Source organism: candidate division KSB1 bacterium (assembly GCA_034506255.1).
Classification (GTDB): domain Bacteria; phylum Zhuqueibacterota; class Zhuqueibacteria; order Zhuqueibacterales; family Zhuqueibacteraceae; genus Coneutiohabitans; species Coneutiohabitans thermophilus.
Genome location: JAPDPX010000001.1, coordinates 645,352 through 666,073 on the forward strand (window position 1 = coordinate 645,352; position 20,722 = coordinate 666,073).

The window sequence follows — 20,722 nt, forward strand, 5'->3', positions numbered from 1 at the left end:
CCGATTTTTCAGACCGCGCATAAATAAGAAATTTTGCGGATAAAGCAAAGCAAAACTATTTGACTGGAAGGATGGCGCAAGTGAGTGCTGAAGGCGGGCACAGCCCGCTGGTGCCGGTCATCGGAGAGGATTGAGGTGGGGCGCTGCCGGCCGGGCACACCTGCCGGGGTTGCGCCGGGAAAATCAACGCACGGCCATGCGGCCGGGCTCATGCGCATCCAAAAACGCCAGCTCATCCGCGGTAATCTGGTCACGATACCTCTCCAGCAGGGTGGGATCATACTTCACCGCTGCCCAGAGCGCAAAGGGTGCCAGATGTTTGTCCGCAGATGTACGGTAGTAGTTGAAAACCAAAAAGTAACCTTCGGCCAGATTGCGGCGATCCTCCTCCGAGAGCTTGCGGGGATGGCCATAAAGCACGGGCAGGGCCAGAAGCTGTTCCGGCTCAAGGAGGTCAGGATGGGGCACGGTTGCAGTATTCACGCGATAAATGTTGGGCCACAGGAACGGGTCGAAATAATAGTGGCCCGAGATGTTCCACAGATTGTCACCGGCCACCACGCGGTGAGTGCCACCGGGGAAGAAGGGAGCGGGCTGGACGGGCGCGACATTGGACGATGCCGCCGGCGGTTTGCCATTTGCCGCTGTCTCTGCGTTTGAATGCAACGTTTCTTTTTTCTCACCAATCGGCGTGACGAAGACAGCCAGCATGAGCACCAGCAGGGTGGTCAGTGTTCCCAACAGCCAGAGAAAGCGGCGCGGCCGGCTGCGGGCAGCTGCTGCCTCCCGGGCGGCAGGGGATGCAGTAAAATACTCGAGGGAGCGTTCGTGAGTGGGGCTGACTCTGGCCTCGGAGAAATCCCATCTCACGCGGCCCGGTTCTGTGCGTGCACCCGGCAAAGTGCTGTAGTGTGGACGGGGCCCGCCTGCACTTGAAGTCGGGCGCCCGGCCCCTGCGAATGGTTCGGCCGCCTTGCCGGCCTGCTTCTCCCAATCCCCGGCCCGGTCAAATGTTTTCGCGTCCGCCAACGGCATCTCCTCTGGCATGGTCACCGCAAGGCCGTTGTGATTGGCACTTTCGACCTGGGCGGTCCGCTTTTCCCCGGTGTCAACCTCTTCCACCACGTGCCCGACTAGAATCGCGCCGGTGGCGGGTTCGACAGCGAGCGCTTCGGATTCCGCAAAATCAAAACGCAGACGCGCAGGCTGTGGCGTTGACTTGGGCACAAGATCAGCCAGAAGTTGTTCAATCTGCGACGACAGCGGCAGGGATGGCGCTTTGGCGCTGGACGGTTGCGCTTCTGGCGCTGCCGGTGCAGCGGGGAGAAGGGTCGGTTTGAGATGGGCAAGTTCCTGATTTGCCAGAAGCTCGAGTTTTTGCGCCGGCCGGAAAATCACCCGGTTTTGTCCCGGAATGATGATGGTTTCACCCGTGCGGGGATTCCGGCCGCGGCGTTCCTTGATCCATTGCAATTCGAACGTGCCAAATTCATGAATTCGCACCACACCGTCACGTGCCAAACCCTCTTCGATGAGGCTGGTTGCTTCGCGCACGAATTCCCGCAGGAATTCCGGTGAAGTGTGATCAGGCTGCAGACGAAAACGCTTGCGCTGATAGGGTCCCCGGGCGGCGAGCTTCAGATAACGGACTTTTGCACTCATGGCCGTTCGCTCCGCTTTGCCAGCAATTGCTTCAAGCGTTCTGAGGGGCGGAAGAAGACAATATCCTTTGGCGGCAGCAGCATGTGGCGACGGGCGGCCGGATTGTAGGATTTGCGCGCGGCACGGCGGCGGATGCCAAAACTGCCGAAGCCGCGCATAATCACCGTCTCCTTGTGTGCCAGACTCCGGGTGATGGTGTCGCACAACAAGCGCAACAGCTCGCGGGCCTCGCGCTGGGACACCCGCATCCGCTGAGAGAGACTTTTGGTAAGCTCGGTTGTTGTCATGGGCCGGCCTCGTCGCGCAGGTAAGTGCCCTTCAATATAACAAACGGCATGCCAATGTCAACCAAAAACTCCTGCCGCAAGTAATGCCGCAGTTATGACAGTTCAGTCTGTCTGATCTGCCACGGCTCATCCGTGGCAATTCCGGCTGAGAGCATTCGCAGGATCGCAAGATAGAACCACGGTCAAACCGTGGCGGAACGTTTGTTCTTTGCGAACCCCCCCGCGGCTTCGTGTCCTCGCGTTTGCAGGCAGGGAGGCCTGCGCTGCTCCACAGTTGCTGAGGCATTACTTCCCGCCAGATTTTTCGCTTGACTATTTAGGGCTTTTGTTTTATTGTCGGCCTTGCTGAATCTTAACAAAAAATTTGCCCGCCTGCTGTCTGTCATCATCGCTGTGACCCTGGTTGACACCTATGGTTGCACGCTCGCTGTTCGACTTCCTGACAATTTGCGCCACCCGTTATGCCGATCGCGAAGCCTTCGTCTTCGGGGAGACGCGCTGGAGCTACAAGCAATTCCACGACATGGTCAACCAGTTGGCTCACAGCCTGGCGAGGCTCAATTTGCAGCCCGGCGATCGTATCGCCCTCATGCTGCCCAACCTGCCGCAATTCCCGATTGCCTATTATGCGCTCCTGAAGATCGGCGCGGTGGTGGTGCCGGTGAACATCATGTTTCGCGAACAGGAGCTCCATTACGTCCTGCAGGATTCCGGTGCCCGGGGCTTCATCGCCTGGAGCGGTTTCAGCCACCACCTGATGGCGGCCGCGCAAACACTCGAGGAATGCCGCCATCGCATCTTCCTCCACTATCCCGCCGACACCAGCCCGCCCGGCCCGCTGCCTCCCGATACCCTGAATTTTGATGAGCTGACTGCCGAAGCGGCTCCCGTGCAAGACTTGCCGTGTGTGACCACTGGCGAAGACCCCGCGGTCATTTTGTACACCGCCGGAACCACCGGCTTGCCGCGCGGCGCCGTGTTAACGCACGCCGGCATCGCGGCAGCCGTGCTCTCCTGCTGGGATGCCTTTCGCATCGACGCCAACCACCGCTTTGCTGCCGCGCTACCACTCTTTCACGGCATCGGCCAGATGTTGACGATGAATGTGCCGCTGGCCGCAGGCGCGTGTTGCGTGCTCATCCCCCGTTTCGATCCGCTGCAGGTGCTGCAGACCATCGCGCGGGAACGTGTGACGCATTTTGTCGCGGTGCCGGCCATGCTGCATCACCTGCTCACCGAGATGAAGGCCATCGAGGAAAGCGCCGCCACCGCCGGCAAGGCGGCACCGGCCGGCGGCATCTCGCTGGCCACGTTGCAGGCCCTGATCGTCACCGGCATGCCGGTGGATGACAATTTGCGCCAGGCGCTGTTGCAGCGTTTTGGCGTCGCCATTTTCGAAGGCTATGGCCTGGCGGAATGCAGCCCGCTGGTGAGTGCCAACCGGCCGGACATCACCAACAAGCACGGCTCGGTGGGCAAACAGCTTCCCGGCCTCGAAGTCTCGATTGTCGATGAAAAGGGCCAGGAGCTGCCGCCCGGCGAGATCGGCGAAATCGTCGTGCGCGGCGCCGCCGTGATGAAGGGCTATCACAACCGCCCCGAGGAAACGGCGAGCGTCCTGCGTGACGGCTGGTTGCATACCGGTGACATTGGCCGCACCGATGAATCAGGCTATTTATACCTGGTGGACCGCAAGAGTGATGTCATCCGGTACGCGGGCTTTCCCATTTTCCCGCTGGAGGTCGAACGCTGCCTGCTGGCACATCCGCAGGTGGTGGAATGTGCCGTCATCGGTTTGCCGAACGGCACCCTCGGCCAGGAGGCCCGTGCCTATGTCGTGCTGCGGCGGCCGCACGCCGCCAGCGCGGAGGAGCTGATCCAATTCTGCCGGACGCACCTGCCCGCCTACATGTGTCCGCGCACCATCGAGTTCTGTGCAGAATTGCCGCATGGGCCCACCGGCAAGATTCTCAAGCACCTGCTGCGCGAGCGGCTCACGCCGGCGCAACATCAGGTGGCATGAAGCGCCCGGCACGGCGACCGCAAGCGCAACCACGCAAACCCTGATCCCCTTTTATGGAGGAGTGCCGTGAAGGAATTTACCACTGATCGTATTCGCAATATCGGGCTGGTGGCCCATGCCACCGCCGGCAAAACCACCCTGGCGGAAGCCATGGTCTTCGTTGCCGGCGGCATCTCACGCATGGGTTCGGTTGACGAAGGCTCCACCCTCTCGGATTATCATGCCGATGAAATCAACCGCAAAAACTCGATCATCACTTCGCTGCTTTACTGCCTGTGGAAGGACCACAAGATCAATGTGATCGACATGCCGGGCTATCCGGATTTCATCGGCGAGGTGCGGGGTGGCTTGCGTGCGGCTGATCTCGCCGTGCTCGTGCTCAATGCCCAGGCGGGCGTCGAACTGGGCACGGAAACCGCCTGGCAGATTGCCGAAGAATACGGCCTGCCCCGCATGTTTGTGGTCAACCGGCTCGACAAGGAAAACACCGATTTCGACAAGCTCGTTGCCGGTGTGCGGGAGACCTTCGGCAACAGCGCTTTTCCCGTGGTGCTGCCGGTCAACGCCCGCGAATATGTCGATCTCCTGCAAATGAAACTGGTTTCCTACAACGAGGCGGGCAAAACCAGCGTGAAAGACGTGCCCGCCGGCCTGCAGGAAAAGGCGCAGACGCTGCGCACGCAACTCATGGAACAAGCCGCCGAAGCCGATGACCGGCTGCTCGAAAAATTTTTCGAGGCCGGGGAACTCTCCACGGAAGAGGTGAAACAGGGTTTGCGCACCGGCCTCGCGGCCAGAAAGCTTTTTCCCATCTGGGCGACAGTGGCCACGCAGGCCGCCGGCGTCGCCGGTTTGCTCGATTTCCTCGTGGAATACGGCCCGGCACCCGATTACCGCCGCGAAGTGGAAGGCAGCACGGACAACAACCACCAACAACAGAAACGCTCCGTCTCCGACGACAGCCCGCTGGCCGCACTTGTCTTCAAAACGGTTTCCGAAGCGCATCTCGGCGAGCTGTCCTTCTTCAAGGTCTTCTCCGGCAAGATGCACCCCAACTCCGAAGTGTACAATGCCAACCAGAAACAGACGGAAAAGATCGGCCAGATTTACTGCATGACCGGCCGCAACCGCTCGGAAGTGGCGCATTTGCACGCCGGCGACATTGCCGCGGTGGTCAAGCTGCGCAACACCCACACCGGCCATACGCTGTGCGACAGCCGCCAGCCGATCATCCTGCCGCCCATTGTCTTCCCCAGTCCGCTCATGACCATCGCCATCGAACCCAAGTCCAAGGGCGATGAAGACAAGATGTCCTCCGGGCTGCATGCCCTGGAGCATGAAGACCCCGCCTTCAGCATGCGCGTTGACCCCGAACTGCACCAGGTTTTGTTGATGGGGCAAAGCGAGCTGCATCTCGGCATGATCGTCAAACGCTTGAAGGAAAAGTATGGCGTGGATGTCAACATTGTCGAAGCCAAGATTCCCTACCGCGAGACCATCCGGGGCTCGGCCAAAGAATTCTACCGGCATAAAAAGCAAACCGGGGGCGCCGGGCAATTCGGCGAAGTGCACTTCTACATGGAAGCCTATCGTGATGGCGCGCCCGTTCCGGGTGAGTACACCGTGCGCGACGTCGAACTCACCGACCTGCCGTGGGGCGGCAAACTGGAGTTTGTCAATGCCATCGTCGGCGGCGTGATCGATGCCCGTTTCATCCCCGCGGTCAAAAAAGGCATTCTGGAAATCATGGCCACCGGTGTGGTGGCCGGCTATCCGGTGACCAACGTGCGGGTCGTGCTGCACGACGGCAAGATGCATCCGGTCGATTCCAATGAAAATGCCTTTAAGACGGCCGGCCGCATGTGTTTTAAGGAATGTTTCCAGAAAGCCAAACCCATCATTCTCGAGCCGATCCTGGAGGTGGAGGTCACCGTGCCGGACGAATACATGGGCGATGTCATGGGAGATTTTTCCGGCAGCCGCGGCAAAATTCTGGGCATGGAAGGCAGAGGCAAGCATCAAGTGATTCGTGCGCAGGTGCCGCAAAAGGAAATGGCCAAATATTCCAACAAGCTGCGTTCCATGACCCAGGGCCGCGGCGTCTACAGCCAGAAGTTTTCCCACTATGAAGAGGTGCCGCGCGAGCAGGCGGAAAAACTGATGAAGGAATACGAAGAAGCGCGCGCACAAGGGAGCTGAGCCGGTCCGTCGGCCTGCTGCACTGTGATATGGCGTGGCGGGATCGCCGGTGGCGGGGCCCTGCCCAATGTCAGGCCCCCGCGGGTGGGCATGGCGTCCGGCCTGTCTCGCCCCGTTGCCCTCTCCCCGAGCGACACAAGGGAAAAATGGAAGACACGACGCAAACACCAATTCTGTGGGCGCCCTGGCGCATCGAATATATTCTCAGCCCGAAAGACTCGGGCTGCATTTTTTGCGAGAAACCCAGGCAGTCCAATGATCGCGACAACTTGATCGTGCAGCGCGGCCAGCGGGCTTTTGTGATCATGAACAAATATCCCTACAACAACGGCCACCTCATGGTGGTGCCCTATCGCCATGAGTCGGCGTTTGACCGGTTGGCTGCCGAGGAGCTGGCGGAAATGTCGTCGTTGTTGCAGCAGTCCACCAAAGTTTTGCAACGCCTAATGCGGCCGCAGGGCTTCAATCTCGGCATGAATATCGGCGCGGTGGCCGGCGCCGGCATTGATGCGCATTTGCACTTTCATCTCGTCCCGCGCTGGGCCGGCGATACCAACTTTATGCCGGTGGTGGGTCACACCAAAGTCATTTCGGAAGGTTTGTGGGAAACGTGGGCAAATCTGCGGGAGGCTTTTGCCGCTCTGTGAATCACTCCGGCCATGACCGCAACCGGCCGGCTGCGTCTTGCCTGTGCCACGCCGGCGGTCACTTGGTTCTCACCCATCAAAAAATGCGGGACAACTCTGATGCTGGAGGATTACCTGGCCCTCGGGCCGATTTGGTATGTGATTTTTCTGCTCTCACTCACCTGCCATGAAGCCGCACATGCTTTGGCCGCCAAGCTGGGCGGCGACCTCACCGCCTTTGCGGGTGGTCAAGTCACCCTCGATCCCATCCCGCACATGCGCCGCGAGCCGCTCGGCACCATTGTGGTGCCGATCCTTTCCTTTCTGGTCAATGAGGGCCGCTGGATGATGGGCTGGGCAAGCGCGCCCTATGATCCCCTGTGGCAAATGCGCCATCCCAAACGCGCCGCCGCGATGGCGCTCGCCGGGCCGCTCGCGAATTTCGCGCTGGTCTTGATCGCGGCGCTCGCCATCCGGGTGGGCATTCTTGCCGGGTTTTTCGAAATACCCTCCTCGCTGAACTTCACCCGCATGGTGGGTGCCACCGGCGGCGGTGTGGCCGAGGTGCTTGCCACCGTGGTCAGTATTCTGTTCTGTCTGAATCTTCTGCTCATGGCCTTCAACCTGATGCCGGTGCCGCCGCTCGACGGCATCACGGTTTTGGGACTGCTCATGAGCGTACCGCTGGCGCGGCGCGTGGCGGAATGGAGCCGCAGCCCGCTGGCCCTTGCCGGTTTGATCGTCGCGTGGAAGATGTTCGACTACGTGTTTCCCCCGATCTTTCGCTTTTCCGTCGGCCTTTTGTATCCCGAAGTGCGGTATGGCTGGTAGCTGTATGCCGCTCCGTTGCAGGGGCAGCCGGTGAGGTAGTGATTTGGGACGGGTACAGGCGCTTGTGGTTCGCGAGTCTGCCGCGGCCATTTCTCGCAACTGATGCGGCACAAATTCCCTCAACGTTGCGGGAAGGCCTCGTCATCTTGTCATCGTGCTTCGAGCCGCCCGCCCGGGCTGCATGGGCGGGCGCATAGGGCGGGAGAGATGGACCTCTGCGCTGCCAGCCTGCCTGCCGCTTCCACCGCACCATGCCGCGCACGGGCATCACGAACGGAGGAATTCACCGCAGCCACGGCAGTCACTTCCGCTTGCGCTATTCCCCCGCGCGTGTCAGCGTGAGGTTGCCCTCTTTTTGCCCGCCTCCCGCACCCGCCTTGCGGCCCAACCAACTGTGCAGCAGGAGAGCGACACCGACGAGAATCGAACCGATCGCAAAGGAGTCCTCTTCCCCCCAACCGTGAAACAGTACCTCGAAGATTTGCGAAATGAAAACCGCCAGACCCAGCGCGATCGCGATCAGGCCGAAGCGCAGTGAACTGTTCACCTTGGCAGGCGTGGGGGGCAACACGGTGGTGGCCATGCCCTTTTCGATCAGCACCATGCGCTGGCGATGATGCAAATATTGCACGAAAATGTAGGCCAGCATCGCCATTGCGCCCAGCGGAACAAGTTCTATGATGATTCGCTGCATCTCTTGCCTCCGTTGCTCGAATTTGTTCTTGTTTGGTTTCCCCGCCGTCCCGCCCGGCGGGGTGTGACTGCGCGGCCGGCAACTCGGTGGCGAAAGCGGTGCAATCGCGCCCTCGTGGGGCCGGCGCTGGCAAACAACCGTTCCGTCCTTGCAGAACTGTTTTCAACCGGTTTTGACCGGAGCGGCTGCGCAAAGGTTTCAGCCGGCAGCAGACAAAAGTATCGCGGTGGCGTTGAAACCTTTTCGCATGCCTGCCGGTCAAAAGCTGCGACATGAAAAGGCAGAGCATGAGCGAGACGGATCAAGAGTTGATCGCACGCGTGCGTGCCGGCCAGCGCGAGGCATTTGCGCAATTGATCACACGCTATCAGGCGCGCATCTTCCACACCACTTTTTGCATGCTGAAAAACCACGAAGACGCGGAGGAAGCGGCACAAGACACCTTTGTGCGCGCCTATCGTGGCCTGGCCAGGTTTCGCGAGGACGCCACCTTCTCGACCTGGCTCTACCGCATTTGCTACAACGTCTGCCTGAATTATCTCGAGAAGAAACGCACGGCCCGGCCGCGGCCGGCTGCCGTTGCACTCGAACATTTGCCCGCGGCCGAAGCGCCTGATCATGACTTCGCGCAGCGTGAGCGCGCGGCGTTGGTCGAGCAGGCGATGGCAGATATGCCCGACCATTTTCGCAACGTGTTGATTCTCTATCATACCCAGCAGCTTCCCTATCAGGAGATTGCCGAAATTCTCGGGTTGCCGCTCAATACGGTGAAGACACATTTGTTTCGCGCCCGCGCCCTGCTGCGCCGCCGCCTGTTGCAAATCCTGCCGCAGGAGGAAATTTTGGCGGAATTGCTGTGAAAAGGCGGCGGGGCAGGAGGTTCGCTGCTGATCGGAGTGGGCCAATAACAGCACAGATTTCCAGTTCAATGCACTGGCTTTGCTGAAGCGATCACATCGAAAAAACAGCACCACAAAGACGCAGAGATGAAAAGAGTTTTTCTGTGCCACGACCGCCGAACACAAAATTTTGCCTGCCGGCTTGCTGTTGCCCGGAATCAATGACGTGCTCGGAAAAACTCCGTGAGGAAGGAACTGTTTGCAGGCAGGGGAATCTTGCGTGCCTTTCAACTTCTTTGGCAGTAGCCGGTGGACTTTCTCACAATCTGGCGCGGTTTTTTGAGGAGGGCCGGCAGGCCACTCCTGGCCGAGTTTGGGAAAATGCAACAAGCCGCTTTACCCAAAACAGCCCACTCCTGCCGGAGTTGACAGCACGGTTGCTCGGCAAAATTTTTTATGCACCAACCCTCGCGGGGTTGGGCGTCGCGATCAAAGCGGCGTTGCTTGCGGAGGGGATCAATCCGGGTGCAAAATTAAGTTTGGAATGATTGCCAGTTCAGGTGTGATGATGACCAGCGATTGCCAGGCGTTCCGCGATTTTCTCGATGAAAACGCCGGGGAACAGACCCTGCCTGCCCGCCATCAGGCGCATCTTGCCCTGTGCGACGCCTGCCGGCGGGAGTGGGCCGCCCACCGTGTCATGCTGGCGGCCCTGCAGCCCGGCCCGGTTCCCGAACTGCCACCCAATTTCGCCGGCCGTGTCCTGGCGCGCTTGCCGCGAACCATGCCGCGTGCGTCCCGCATGGAGGGAGAAACAGTGCTGTTGCTCCTCATGCTGCTGGCCAGCTTTATCGCCATTTGGATTTCACTGCCACCCTTCTTCAAAACCATCCTGCGCGACGACCGGTGGCTGCTTTATCTCGCGCCTGCCAGCGAATGGCTCAGCCGCATCGCCGCCGGAATTGTCACTGTTTTCAAAAAAGCACTGCCGGGATTTCCCGGCGAACAGTTTTTCGTGCAGAGCTGGAAGCTGGTGTTCATCACGCTGGTCACGCTGCTGTTGACCAAGCTGGCCTGGTTGCTTGAAAACCGGTTGAAGCGGCCGCTGCGTTGAAGCACAGTCGTTCCGAGGGCCGGCGGGAAGCAAACGCGCCTGCTGCCGCGCGCTCCGCAAACAAAAATGCCGCGTCGCGTGAGCAACACACCACGCGATGCGGCCACTCCAATGGATCAGGTGCTCTAACCGAGCTGCAGACCTCCCTCCAATGACAGCTCAGCCCCGGCAGGGCCGTGGCAAAATTACATGCCAATGGCCGGGCCGTTGCAGATCCGGCAGGGGCGAAACTGTTGTCCCTCTTATGGCCCGCACCAATTACTTGATCGCTGGTCCGGCCGTCCAATCGTAGCCAATGGTGGGATCATCATGACTGATGCGGCCTTCGTCATCGGGGTTGTAAACGCTGGAAGTCACGTAGAACAAATGCGTCACCCCGCCGCCCAGCACTTTGCAGCCGTGCGCCACCCCCGCCGGAATTCTCACCACCTTGGCGGGATAGTTCTCTCCCATGAAAACCGTTTGCAACTCCCCATGCGTTGGTGAGTCGACGCGCTTGTCATACAGCACCAGCTTCAAATTGCCCACCGGCACATACCACCAGTCAATCTGCTTGCGATGAATGTGCCACGCTTTGGCCACGCCCGGATACATGGCGGAATGGCTGAGCTGCCCGAATCCCTCCGTGAAAAAACCGTCCGTCCGCCGGATGATCTCCCGAAAAAAACCGCGGTCATCGGAATGGGTCGTGAGTTCTTTGATGACAACGCCTGCAATCATGTCTGCTTCCTGTGCTCGTGGAAGGAAATGGTGAAAAGCGACCGGTGACAGTGACCGGTTACGGCACCGCCCGGTCTGACGGCTGCGATACTTTCGTGTGCCCCGACCACCTCCCGGAAAATGAGCCGGGAGCCGCGCCGGCAGCTCACAAATTGACGCCGAATGTAGAGATTCACCGGGGTGAAGTCAACTTGTTTTCGCTTCAGAAGAGCTCGAAAGCGCGCGCGTGCGTTGCGCGCTGGCCGCGCGGCAAGTCTGTCACCGTGAGTGTCAGGCGGTATTTGCCAGGCCGGGCTTCCAACACCTGAATGCTGTGATGCAAATTTTCCTGGCTGCTCGTGCCGCGCGCTTCAAACGCAGAGCTGATGACCACCGGCTGCCGGCCCAGGCCCAACAACCGGCTGACTGCCTGCACCGCACCCGCCACTGGTGAGCGTGCCGCCTGATCACGTTCCACCGTGGTCTCGATGCGGAAACTCGTGGCGCCGCTCTCGTCCCGGCTGAGATTGTAGATTTCGTAGTAAATGTAGATCGGTGCCTGCGCGCGAAAGCGGTGGGAGAGGGAGGGCAGGATGCTGAGTTCGCCCTTGTTGTACATCGCCAGCCCCTCCCCCGCCGGCTCCACGGCCTCCGCCAGCAGAATCGGGCTGACCGCCAGCCGGTCGCCGGAAAAATCCTCGATGCTGATTTCATCCCGCACCACCCCCGAGCGGCGTGAAACCAGATCCAGCGTCTCCAGTGAGAATTTGTAGGTGCCCGGCGGCGCGGTGATGGTCCAGCGTTCGATCAGGACTTCCTGCCCGCCTGGTGTTCCGGCGGGTGCCGTGAGAACTTTGCGATCCTGCCGCCAACTCTGCCGTGGCACCCAATCCGCGGAGCACAGAAAAAAGCCGCGCGCGAGCTGGTATTGCCGCTGCTCTTGTCTGATCGCTGCCGGCTGCAAATCTGCGCTGAACAAGCCATAGTAGATTTCCAGCAGCGTGCTGTCGCTGCGATTGGGAGCGCGAAATTGCGCGATGACGTGCGGCAACGCCAGCGGCTTGCCGCCATGCGGAAAGTCATAGCGCTCCGCCTCCCGCTCGATCTGGCGCTCGTACAGGACTTTGCCGTCGCCCTCCGGATTCCAGCTCCAGGCGAAAGAATAATTGCCGTTGAGAAAGCGATCATCAAAGATCATGTGGAAGCTGCCGTAGTCCCACACTTCTTTGGAGGCGTTGAGCGTGACGTGGCCGGTGGCTGTGGTGCCGAGATCGGCGCGGGTGCGCAGCCGCTGGCACGGAAAGCCGAAGCGAATCAAAACCCGGCCGCGGTCGGTTTGCCAGCCGGCGAGGCCTTTTTCCGGTATGCCGTAGCGCAAATTGGCATAAGCAACGCGGCTGAAATGTTCCAGCAGCCGTTCGTTGGCCGCGGTGAGGAAGAGCGGGTCGCGCGCCTGCCAGAAATCCCGTTCCTGTTGCCGCTGCCGCAGTGTGTCCGAGCTCAGATAGGATTCCAACGCCGCGGGGGAAAGCACGGGCGTCAGCGAAGAAAAGAAGGCCCGCTGTTCCGGCGGCAGCAGGGCGAGCGCGGTGGCAAAGGCTGCGGCTGCCGCCTGCGTGTCCTGGCGCCGTGTGTGGGCCAGCCCCAGCCACAGATACAACTCGGCACGCGCGGAATCGCTGCCAGCCGCGCGGTTGTCATGGCCAAGACCGGCTTGCAACACCGCCGCCATTTCATCATACCGCCCGACCTCGAACAACAGCGCCGCCAGCCGTTGTCGGGCCGGCTGCATATTGGGATCGAGCGCCAGGGCCGTTTCCAGCAAACGCCGGGCTTCCTCGAAATCCTGCTGCGCAAACTCATGGAACGAGAGCGTGGCATTTTCGTGCAGGCTCACCATCTCGCGATAATGCAGCATATCCCGCTCCCTGTACAGTGCGAGATGATAATAGGGGCGGGGATCGGCGGGGGCGATTTTCATCATCTGCTGGAACTGGCGTTTGGCCTCGCCGTCAAAGCCGCGCTCATGCTGCAACAGCGCCAGGCGGTAGCGATACTCCGGATTGCGTGGCTGCAGCGCGATCGCGCGCTGGAAAGCCGCCGCCGCCGCGCGCCGGCTGCGAATGGTGTTCTCCTGCTGCCGCGCCAGTCCGAGCTGGTAGTGGGCCTCGGCATACCCGCCATCCAGGCGTGTGACCTTTTCCAGCCGGCTGATCAAATCAGACAGGGCCAGGCCCGGCCGGTCGGCGAGCGTTTTCTGCAAAAGCTGCCGTGCCCGCTCGCGCTTGCCGGGCTGGGCCTCGCCGCCCGTCAACGGCAGCAGCAACAGCAGAAGTGTGATCAGGAGAATCATCAGCAGGAGGGATGACGAGGCACGGCACGTCTGATCGACGTGTGACATTAACCGCGATAAAAGACCTGGCAATGTTGGTTTGCAAACGAGGCGGCTTTTGTGGCTGACGTTCTTTGAACTCATCCGCCTGCACCCCTGCAAGAGAGAGGCCGGGGATGAAGTCCCGGGCCTCCACAAATTGACTCGAGATTGTCGCGAAGATCATCCTGCGCCATCCCCGGTCAACGATCGATGACCACCACCGCGCCGGGGAAACTGCCCGCCACGACATTTTGCATCGCCGCCGCAGTCCGTGGCCCGGCGGAATTCGGCTCGATCCGGTCATCCCTGAGAATGACGAGATAAAATGGCTGGCGCGAGTTGTCCGGCACAGGCTCGAGCGTCACCTGCACGGCGAAATTGCCGTTGTCCAAAGGTGGCAGCAGGGGAATGCCGGCTGCTGCCTGCACAAAATCCTGGCCGGGAAAAGCCGGGCCGTTGCTGCTGCCGGCGGTGGCGCCCGGGCCATCGGCATCCGCGCCGCTGGCTCGGGAGAACGTGCCGGTGGAATAGAAGTGCGGTTGCGCGCCGGTGTGATCGACCAGCCAGCCTTCATACTGCCAGCCGGAGGTGTCAGACAAGGCCGGCCAGTTGCCCAAACCGCTGCCTCCGTTCGGCAGCATCCACCACAGACCGCGGTTGAAATCGAGCGTGTCAAGCGTCGAGGGCGTCTGCAGGATGTAGCTGCCGCTGCTGCGCGTAAAATCGAAACCCACAGCATCCTTGCTGTCAGCTCGCAGTGTTGCGGTTGCCCGCCGGTCGCTGCCGGTGAATTCGCCGCCGAGCAGGCGCGCACCGGGACGCTTGTCAGTGTCGTTCTCCTGTTCGATGGTGAGCAGGGCATCAACCGCGAGATTGATGTCGACTTCTGTGCCGGGTGGCGGCGCAAAGACCATCGCCCGGCCGTGCAAGTCCACCAATTGTCCGCTGTCTGTGAGGTTGAATTTGCCGAAACTGACATAGGCTTCGTCGCCGTGCACCGGTTTTTGCAGGCGCGTGGCGTCTTGTGGAAAACTGAGCCACAGCTCGTAGTGGCCCTCGCCGGCCGCCAGCGGCTCGAGGTGGACGGCGGTCAGATGGAGGCTGAATTTGCGGCTTTCCGAAGGCGTGTCATTGCTGCAGGCGCTCAGCGCCAGGCCGAGCGCAAGCCAAACAGGCATGCCATGCTTCATATTGCTTCCCGCTTCATTGAATTCCTCCCCCGGGATTGCGCGAGCGTTGCCAGGTACTTTTGGAAATCATCCTCGCTCATGTCTTTCAGCATGAAGAGACACTGCACGACAAGGTTTGTCCAGGGCAAAGCGAGCTGCCAGCAGGTATGCAAGGCACGCTCAAGCGACTGCACGGCTTTGGCTGCCTGCCCCATGGCTTCCTGGGTGAAGGAAAAATAGTACAAGTCCAGGGTGATACTATAGTGATCGGCGATGTTCGCATGGCCCGCAATGGCAGCTTCAAATGCCGCCCCTGCTTCAGCATACTCTTTTCGGGCGTGGTGCAGTTGGCCAAAACTTCGGCGGGTGTTGGCTTCGCCGGGGCGGTCGCCGACTTGTTGGAAAAGTGCGGGCGCGTGGTTGCAGGCGTCGAGGGCGGCGGTCATTTCATATTGCCGCTGCGCATAATTGCCACGCTCAAACACAAACTCCGTCCGACACGCCTCGCTCACGGAACCGGCGACATCATCCGCTATTCGAATCAATTTTCGCCAAAATTTCCGGCGCCGGTCTTGTCTGGCTTCAAACAATGCTTCATGTCAGGATTGAGAATCAGCCCGCGGCATTTTGTTCCGCGTTGTGAATGCTGCCGCCGGGTGCGGCAATCACTTCCTGGGTGATCCCGCTCGCAGGCGCGGGAGAATTCGCCCGGTCTCGCTCGAACTCCAGCTCTGCCCCCGGCACTTTGACTCTCACGGTTTTGAGACGGAACCCGCGTCGGCGGGCAACAACCGCGGCTGACGCCAGCATGGCGATGCCCGCCACAATCAACCACAGCGACACAGGAATTTGCCCGATCCAGTTCATTTTGATTGCCCCGCATTGCGAAGTTTGTTCCCGGAGCTTTACTTGCCGTGTCCCCGTGCAAACGTGCATCCTTTCCCATCCCGACAAGCATGCCGGCAGCATCACAAACACGCGCCCAATGTTGGAGGCGCACACGCGGACGAAAAACACAATGATTGTCGCGGCTGGAGTATAGCAATATCATCCCAAAAATTCATCTACTTTTTGCCGGCCCCAAAATGAAAAAGGCCTGTGCCCATTCCCTGGAATGCGAGCGCAGACCTTTTACGGTTCTACTGCCTCGGGCTGCCCACGGCAAGTGCGTGAAGACCGGCAGGGGCGAGAGCGGGAGAGAAAACAGCCGGCTAGCGTGACAACACCATCTTGCGCGTCTGGCGGAAAGCTGTACCGCCGCTGCCCGCTGCGGTCAATTCATAGAAGTAGATTCCCGAACTGACTGCCACGCCCGGATCGTCGCGGCCGTCCCACACCTGGGTGTATTTGCCCGGCAGCAGCATGCCATCCACCAGCGTCCTGACCCGACGGCCAAGCACATCGTAGACCACCAGACGCACCGCCCGCCTGCCGAGTTCATCCAGCGGCACTTCGAACACGATGCGCGTTTCCGGATTGAAGGGGTTGGGGTAATTCTGCGACAGCGAATACTGCCGCACCGTGGTTTCCGCGCTGCCGGCCTCGGCCACCGCTGTCGGCCCGCTGAGGTTGATTTTCAGGACATGCGGATTCAACTCGCGATTGCCGAATTCATCCACGGCCTCGGCAGTGAGCGTGACCTCTCCCGCACGCAGATTGCTGAGCCGCACCTGCCACTGCAGATAATTGTCCGCCAGCGGCCGCGCCTTCACGCCGTTCACCGTAACGGCCGTGATGGTGCTGGCATCAAAGCAGGTGCCGGTGACGAGCAAATCGCCGTTGGGCCGCGTGGCCACGGTTTGATCGGCGGGCGGATAGGTGATCACCGTCACCGGCCCCATCTTGTCCACCGGTTTGATCGGATTTTCCGGAAACGGCACATTGACTTCCGCGACTTTGACATACTCCTCGAAAGTCGGCGTCATCACCTGATAGTTCAAGCCGTCAGTGCGCGTTTGATTGGCGGGGATTACCTTGGCATCGCGGTTGGGGCCGAAAAAGTCGTGCAGGTAAAGTGTCAGCTCCGGTGTGGCTTTGGCATGATTGGTCTCGCTGCCGGCGCCGGTCTTGTTGTCTTCCACGTTGGTGAGTGTGTAGTTGCGCACATGGATCTCACACGGCTCGTCGCGGCCGTCGCGGCCGGTGATGCGAAAGGGATACTGCCCGACATTATCCAGCACGAGATTCTCGAAGGTGTGCAAACCTTCCGGCTTCTCGTAAAACTCCAGGGAAACCTGGTTGAGCTCCCTGCCCTTCATGCCGACCAGTCTGACGTTTTTCGCGGCCGTGCCGTAGAAACCATAGGTCGCCTGCCAGACGTTGTAGTTTTGCACAAAAGTAAAATTGCCCACCGGCCGCATGCCATAGCGCACCTGCCAGCTCTTGTGATTGCGGATGACGAAGGGATTGTCGGGGGTGGCCTCACCTTCGCCGCTGAAGCCGTACATCATCATGCCGTGTGCTTCATTGCCGTCGAAGCGAATGAAGGGCAGGGTGTTGATCCGGACGTTCTCGCGCCGCGTGCCGTCCGGTTGCTGCACGCGGCCGTGAATGTCGGCGGGAATTTCATAGAGAAAGCCGTAGCGGTCGCATTCCGCCGCGACATTGTTGACAAAGGCATTCATGCCGTTGGCCCACCAGAAGCCGGCGCCGGCATTCTGATCGTAGGCCAGCGCCTGATCGGGCAGCGGCACATGGTTGTAGCCCAACACGGCGAGATTGCGATCCAGCAGGTTGAACACCTCGGTGGCATCCTCCATGAAGAAACCATGCCCCACCGCCTGATAGCCGACGCAATCGCGCACCACGAGAAAGTTGGTGGCGTGAATGGTGAGAAAGCGATTGTGCGAGTCCCAAATCGAGGCACCGATCACGCTGGCGCCGCGGTGGGAATCCTCCAGCACGTGGAAGTGAATCGGATAGCGCGCCAGGGTGTTGAGCTTGCCGAGATGGGCAAACTCCGCGTAGCTGATGCTGCCGCGGCTGTTGTAGTGATACAGCGTGTGGCCGCGCACGCCGTTGGGATCCTTCGACGCGATGATGACGTTGCGCGACAGGTTGGCGACTTCGGCACGGAACTCGCCGCTGCCGAGATGGTTGCGGCGCAACGGCGTTTTGAGCGTGATCATCCGGCCGTTGGCCGAGAGCGCCTGGATGTAGTTCTCCTCGGTGTGCGCCTTGTCCTTGCCGCGAAAGGTGTCGCCGTTGCTTTTGAAGCTGTCGAATTTGTTGGTGCCGGTGACGATGATATGATCACCGACCCGCCAGTTGACCGAGTCCGCGAGCACCAGCGTGGTGCTGCCGGCGGTGGCGGTTTGACCGAGCTTCACCCAGGTTTTGTTCAAAGGCGCACCGTGAAAATCCATGCGGCCGCCGTAGCAAATAATGCCCGGGCCGCAATCGTCGCGCATGTCGGCGAAATCCACCAGCCGGATTCGCGCCGTCACCCCGGCCGGGATCGGCTGCTGCGGCGCGCCGACTTCGAGCGTCGGCCGCGGCTCGCCCAGGTACACGGCTTCGTGGCGCACGCTGCAGTGGAAATTTTCGTCGACGGTGTCGCTGTTCTGCAGAATGATCATGCCCACGTCGAGTTGTGTGTTTCTCACGCGCGAAAACACCAGCCGGCCGCGCACATGAATCAGCCGGATCGCCTCTTCTGAAACAACATCATAGGTCACCGTGTGGCCACGCTCGATCAGCACCTGATCGCCGCGCGCGGGAATCCTGCCGCCGGACCAGGTCGCGGCCTCCGACCAGTTGCCGCTGCGCACACTGCGCACATTGACCGAAGAAAAAACCAACGGGCCGTTCTCTCCGGCCAGCAACATCCCGGCGGGGAGCAGGAGAATCGCGAGACTCAGCCGCCAGACAAACAGGCGGAAGAACAAAGCGCGCATGCAAAACACCGGACGCAAGGTATGCATCAGCCTTCCTTTTGATTTTATCCGACCGGCACGTTTGCCAGGGCGGGAGATGAGAGCTGTTGGTGCCGGCTCTCCAGTCGCGGTTGCGACACCAGCACCGCACGCATTCTGCATGAGCCATCGTCATGCAGAATAGAATGCCGTCCGTGACCGCTTCCTGCATCACGAACGGCATCAGGAATCTTGGAAGGCCCGATCCTGGCCCTCTTTGACGTGCCGGCTATTCAATTCGCATACCAAAAATGGCCGCGTCAAAACTGTAATCAGTTAGCTGATGAGAAATGAAGAGGCTGCACCCACCAGGGCGGACGCGGGGGATCATTGAACAGGAGGGAAGGGGGGAGGAGGATTACAGGTTCGGAATGCCAATCATACGATTTGGGAGAGGAACGGCAGTGGTGCCCATCCCCTCCGCAGACTCTCAATCTGCCGTAACCCGGCGAATCGCCGTGCGGCAATCCAGCCACTGGTCATTCGCAGCGCAGGTCTGCAGTTCAAAGGTGTTGCCTGAATTTCGCATGCAAAAATAAACGCTTTTCATCCACCGCGATATGATTGCTCGAAAATTTCGTGCAAAACTTTTAGTGCACCACCCCATGGGTGGGTAGGCATCTCAGATCAAATTTGCGTTCAGCGCGGATGCGATCAATGGCAGTGTAAAATTCAGATCTGAATATGGGATGATTGGGTTGTGTGTTTGTCGCGTGCCTGTGGCAATGTTTTATCGAAGCGTGTTCAACCTGGATGGCCAGGAGAAAAATCCAACAACACTCCCTCCGGTTGATGATCGTGAAAATTACTTCGGGGAATGCCATCGCCTGAGTGCGGCCACGCTCTGCCAGGGATATTTGATGCCCGCCACCAAAATGCCGTGGAGCGAGGTCACGCAGAGGCATACAACCAGCAGGAGGATCACTTTCAACCAATTGCGACCGGGCTCAGGCTGGCCATCTTGATAGGCAACAAGCCACCCCGGCCTCTTCGCGTGCCAGCCCCAAAATACGGCCCAAAAGCAATAGCCGCCAATCAACCCGGTGATCGGCACGCGTTCAGCGTGTTGTGCCGGAATTGGAAACAACCACATCGCAAGCAGGAGGCCGAGCAATGCAAAGTTCATTGCCTTGCGCAAGCGGCGTTTGGCCACGGCAGCACCACAAGCCAGGCAGAACGAGTCGCACTCCTGCGCCGCCTGCCATGCGGCACAAAAACGGCACAGCGGCGCCTTGCAACTCGCACAAGCGCCCATGATTTGCTCGGCGGGATGATGGGGACAAGTCATGAATTGGAAAGGAATGGCCAGGGTAAAATCACCGAGCCGTCCCCCTCGCGGCTCGGTGAGATGGCGGCTTGTCCCCCCCGTGCCGGCCGTGAACAGGAAAATTTCACAGCCGGCAATGCAAATCTAAACCGCGCGAACTATCCAACATCAGCTTCACAACCTTGCCAAAACCTTGCCGTCTCGACAGCGCGCTCACCGCTTCTCCTTCACCGAAGAAGGCGCCGATTTCAAATGGGTGTTGCGCTCAATCGCGTTCAGCCGCTTGATGATATAGCCAATCAAAATCAACGACAGACCCAGCGGTGCCAGAGAAAAACCACCAACCAGTAAAAAGGCCAGGTTCACGGGATCGGAAAATCCCAACACCAGCAGCATCACGCCCCCCAGTCCCGAGGCCACCCCCGTCACCGTGACCCACCAGTCGAGCCGGTGCCGGCGTGTCTGATCAGCCGCCATGAGACCTGGCCTTTTCATCATGCATGCACAACAATCACTTCAGTTCTACCGAAATCGAAGAGAATCGATTGCGCTTATCAAAGGTTGTGGCATGACCGCTTACGACCAAAATTTTCACTAGCGAATGAGAGTACTGCCATATTCAGCAATGGCATTGATCGGAATCGACAGAAAACGTTTGGTGGCAAGCACGACCGCCTGCTTGGTAATCCCGCCTTTGACTGGAATATCGTAGTCAAAGCTCACTGTCCCCTTGTTCGAGATTGTCACCCGAACGATGACATACTCATCATTCACCCGGTTGGCAAATTCCAGCAGCTCCTGCCGGCTGGCGCCCTCTTTTGAGCGAAAAAGCGTCATCAGCCTGATACGATCCTCTCGGGCAAAAACATAGCAACCGATGCCGTCTCTCACCTGCAGATCACCATCTTCATCGATCGAAGTTTCCATGAAGGCGGCATCGAACATCGATTTCAGAAGTTCCGTCGAGAGATTTTCGGGTGTAACAAGATCGTTTGGCATATGGGATTCCTCCTTGCAGGTTCAT

At 59.8% G+C, this 20,722-nt stretch carries 18 protein-coding genes; 7 read left to right on the plus strand and 11 right to left on the minus strand.

All coding sequences use genetic code 11. The features are described from left to right. Positions 1-183 precede the first annotated feature (183 nt). Positions 184-1,662: an HU family DNA-binding protein gene (locus ONB52_02635; protein ID MDZ7415039.1), complete on the minus strand. Its 1,479-nt coding sequence runs from the start codon at positions 1,660-1,662 to the stop codon at positions 184-186. Further along, positions 1,659-1,949: an HU family DNA-binding protein gene (locus ONB52_02640; protein MDZ7415040.1), complete on the minus strand. Its 291-nt coding sequence runs from the start codon at positions 1,947-1,949 to the stop codon at positions 1,659-1,661. The genes ONB52_02635 and ONB52_02640 overlap by 4 nt, the downstream gene beginning before the upstream one ends. Before the next feature lie 412 nt (positions 1,950-2,361). Between ONB52_02640 and ONB52_02645 the strand changes: the two genes are divergently transcribed. The 4 genes from ONB52_02645 to ONB52_02660 all read left to right on the plus strand — a co-directional run bounded on the left by ONB52_02645 (position 2,362) and on the right by ONB52_02660 (position 7,628). After that, positions 2,362-3,972, plus strand: a complete 1,611-nt coding sequence (locus ONB52_02645) for a long-chain fatty acid--CoA ligase (protein ID MDZ7415041.1) — start codon at positions 2,362-2,364, stop codon at positions 3,970-3,972. 66 nt (positions 3,973-4,038) lie between these two features. Further along, positions 4,039-6,171, plus strand: coding sequence for an elongation factor G (gene fusA, locus ONB52_02650; GenBank protein ID MDZ7415042.1), 2,133 nt, complete (start codon positions 4,039-4,041; stop codon positions 6,169-6,171). A 146-nt stretch (positions 6,172-6,317) separates the two neighbouring features. Next, a complete protein-coding gene (locus ONB52_02655) occupies positions 6,318-6,818 on the plus strand; it encodes an HIT domain-containing protein (GenBank protein MDZ7415043.1) in 501 nt (166 codons plus the stop codon). Positions 6,819-6,830: 12 nt separating this feature from the next. Beyond that, positions 6,831-7,628 (plus strand): site-2 protease family protein, encoded by a 798-nt coding sequence (locus tag ONB52_02660; GenBank protein MDZ7415044.1) that lies wholly within the window; start codon positions 6,831-6,833, stop codon positions 7,626-7,628. 316 nt (positions 7,629-7,944) lie between these two features. On the opposite strand, the gene ONB52_02665 is transcribed toward ONB52_02660, so the two are convergent. Then, complete coding sequence (locus tag ONB52_02665; protein MDZ7415045.1) at positions 7,945-8,322, minus strand: hypothetical protein; 378 nt, start codon at positions 8,320-8,322, stop codon at positions 7,945-7,947. 287 nt (positions 8,323-8,609) lie between these two features. Between ONB52_02665 and ONB52_02670 the strand changes: the two genes are divergently transcribed. The 3 genes from ONB52_02670 to ONB52_02680 all read left to right on the plus strand — a co-directional run bounded on the left by ONB52_02670 (position 8,610) and on the right by ONB52_02680 (position 10,275). Next, a complete protein-coding gene (locus tag ONB52_02670) occupies positions 8,610-9,182 on the plus strand; it encodes a sigma-70 family RNA polymerase sigma factor (protein MDZ7415046.1) in 573 nt (190 codons plus the stop codon). A 200-nt stretch (positions 9,183-9,382) separates the two neighbouring features. Further along, the gene (locus tag ONB52_02675) at positions 9,383-9,709 is read left to right on the plus strand and encodes a hypothetical protein (GenBank protein ID MDZ7415047.1); all 327 of its coding nucleotides are present in this window, start codon (positions 9,383-9,385) and stop codon (positions 9,707-9,709) included. Continuing rightward, on the plus strand, positions 9,706-10,275 hold the full coding sequence (locus ONB52_02680; protein ID MDZ7415048.1) for a hypothetical protein: 570 nt from the start codon (positions 9,706-9,708) through the stop codon (positions 10,273-10,275). The genes ONB52_02675 and ONB52_02680 overlap by 4 nt, the downstream gene beginning before the upstream one ends. Before the next feature lie 258 nt (positions 10,276-10,533). On the opposite strand, the gene ONB52_02685 is transcribed toward ONB52_02680, so the two are convergent. From ONB52_02685 to ONB52_02720, 8 genes are all read right to left on the minus strand, one after another. Then, complete coding sequence (locus ONB52_02685; protein MDZ7415049.1) at positions 10,534-10,995, minus strand: dTDP-4-dehydrorhamnose 3,5-epimerase family protein; 462 nt, start codon at positions 10,993-10,995, stop codon at positions 10,534-10,536. Positions 10,996-11,197: 202 nt separating this feature from the next. After that, complete coding sequence (locus tag ONB52_02690) at positions 11,198-13,327, minus strand: GWxTD domain-containing protein (GenBank protein MDZ7415050.1); 2,130 nt, start codon at positions 13,325-13,327, stop codon at positions 11,198-11,200. A 221-nt stretch (positions 13,328-13,548) separates the two neighbouring features. Next, entirely contained in the window at positions 13,549-14,526 is a 978-nt protein-coding gene (locus tag ONB52_02695) for a hypothetical protein (GenBank protein MDZ7415051.1), read from the minus strand. Positions 14,527-14,534: 8 nt separating this feature from the next. Further along, positions 14,535-14,963 carry a hypothetical protein gene (locus tag ONB52_02700; protein ID MDZ7415052.1) on the minus strand — a complete coding sequence of 143 codons (429 nt, stop codon included), beginning with the start codon at positions 14,961-14,963 and terminating at the stop codon, positions 14,535-14,537. A 166-nt stretch (positions 14,964-15,129) separates the two neighbouring features. Beyond that, positions 15,130-15,384 (minus strand): hypothetical protein, encoded by a 255-nt coding sequence (locus ONB52_02705; protein MDZ7415053.1) that lies wholly within the window; start codon positions 15,382-15,384, stop codon positions 15,130-15,132. A gap of 344 nt (positions 15,385-15,728) precedes the next feature. Next, positions 15,729-18,440: a hypothetical protein gene (locus ONB52_02710; GenBank protein MDZ7415054.1), complete on the minus strand. Its 2,712-nt coding sequence runs from the start codon at positions 18,438-18,440 to the stop codon at positions 15,729-15,731. A 1,471-nt stretch (positions 18,441-19,911) separates the two neighbouring features. After that, positions 19,912-20,175 carry a hypothetical protein gene (locus tag ONB52_02715; protein ID MDZ7415055.1) on the minus strand — a complete coding sequence of 88 codons (264 nt, stop codon included), beginning with the start codon at positions 20,173-20,175 and terminating at the stop codon, positions 19,912-19,914. Positions 20,176-20,292: 117 nt separating this feature from the next. Next, entirely contained in the window at positions 20,293-20,697 is a 405-nt protein-coding gene (locus ONB52_02720; protein ID MDZ7415056.1) for a YbjN domain-containing protein, read from the minus strand. Between the last annotated feature and the right edge of the window lie 25 nt (positions 20,698-20,722).

Bases quoted from the DNA above. Each gene is read 5' to 3' on its own strand.
- ONB52_02635 (MDZ7415039.1), bottom strand. From the start codon at position 1,662: ATGAGTGCAAAAGTCCGTTATCTGAAGCTCGCCGCCCGGGGACCCTAT.
- ONB52_02640 (MDZ7415040.1), bottom strand. From the start codon at position 1,949: ATGACAACAACCGAGCTTACCAAAAGTCTCTCTCAGCGGATGCGGGTG.
- ONB52_02645 (MDZ7415041.1), top strand. From the start codon at position 2,362: ATGGTTGCACGCTCGCTGTTCGACTTCCTGACAATTTGCGCCACCCGT.
- ONB52_02655 (MDZ7415043.1), top strand. From the start codon at position 6,318: ATGGAAGACACGACGCAAACACCAATTCTGTGGGCGCCCTGGCGCATC.
- ONB52_02660 (MDZ7415044.1), top strand. From the start codon at position 6,831: ATGACCGCAACCGGCCGGCTGCGTCTTGCCTGTGCCACGCCGGCGGTC.
- ONB52_02665 (MDZ7415045.1), bottom strand. From the start codon at position 8,322: ATGCAGCGAATCATCATAGAACTTGTTCCGCTGGGCGCAATGGCGATG.
- ONB52_02670 (MDZ7415046.1), top strand. From the start codon at position 8,610: ATGAGCGAGACGGATCAAGAGTTGATCGCACGCGTGCGTGCCGGCCAG.
- ONB52_02675 (MDZ7415047.1), top strand. From the start codon at position 9,383: ATGACGTGCTCGGAAAAACTCCGTGAGGAAGGAACTGTTTGCAGGCAG.
- ONB52_02680 (MDZ7415048.1), top strand. From the start codon at position 9,706: ATGATTGCCAGTTCAGGTGTGATGATGACCAGCGATTGCCAGGCGTTC.
- ONB52_02685 (MDZ7415049.1), bottom strand. From the start codon at position 10,995: ATGATTGCAGGCGTTGTCATCAAAGAACTCACGACCCATTCCGATGAC.
- ONB52_02690 (MDZ7415050.1), bottom strand. From the start codon at position 13,327: ATGATTCTCCTGATCACACTTCTGCTGTTGCTGCTGCCGTTGACGGGC.
- ONB52_02695 (MDZ7415051.1), bottom strand. From the start codon at position 14,526: ATGCCTGTTTGGCTTGCGCTCGGCCTGGCGCTGAGCGCCTGCAGCAAT.
- ONB52_02700 (MDZ7415052.1), bottom strand. From the start codon at position 14,963: ATGACCGCCGCCCTCGACGCCTGCAACCACGCGCCCGCACTTTTCCAA.
- ONB52_02705 (MDZ7415053.1), bottom strand. From the start codon at position 15,384: ATGAACTGGATCGGGCAAATTCCTGTGTCGCTGTGGTTGATTGTGGCG.
- ONB52_02710 (MDZ7415054.1), bottom strand. From the start codon at position 18,440: ATGCATACCTTGCGTCCGGTGTTTTGCATGCGCGCTTTGTTCTTCCGC.
- ONB52_02715 (MDZ7415055.1), bottom strand. From the start codon at position 20,175: ATGGCGGCTGATCAGACACGCCGGCACCGGCTCGACTGGTGGGTCACG.
- ONB52_02720 (MDZ7415056.1), bottom strand. From the start codon at position 20,697: ATGCCAAACGATCTTGTTACACCCGAAAATCTCTCGACGGAACTTCTG.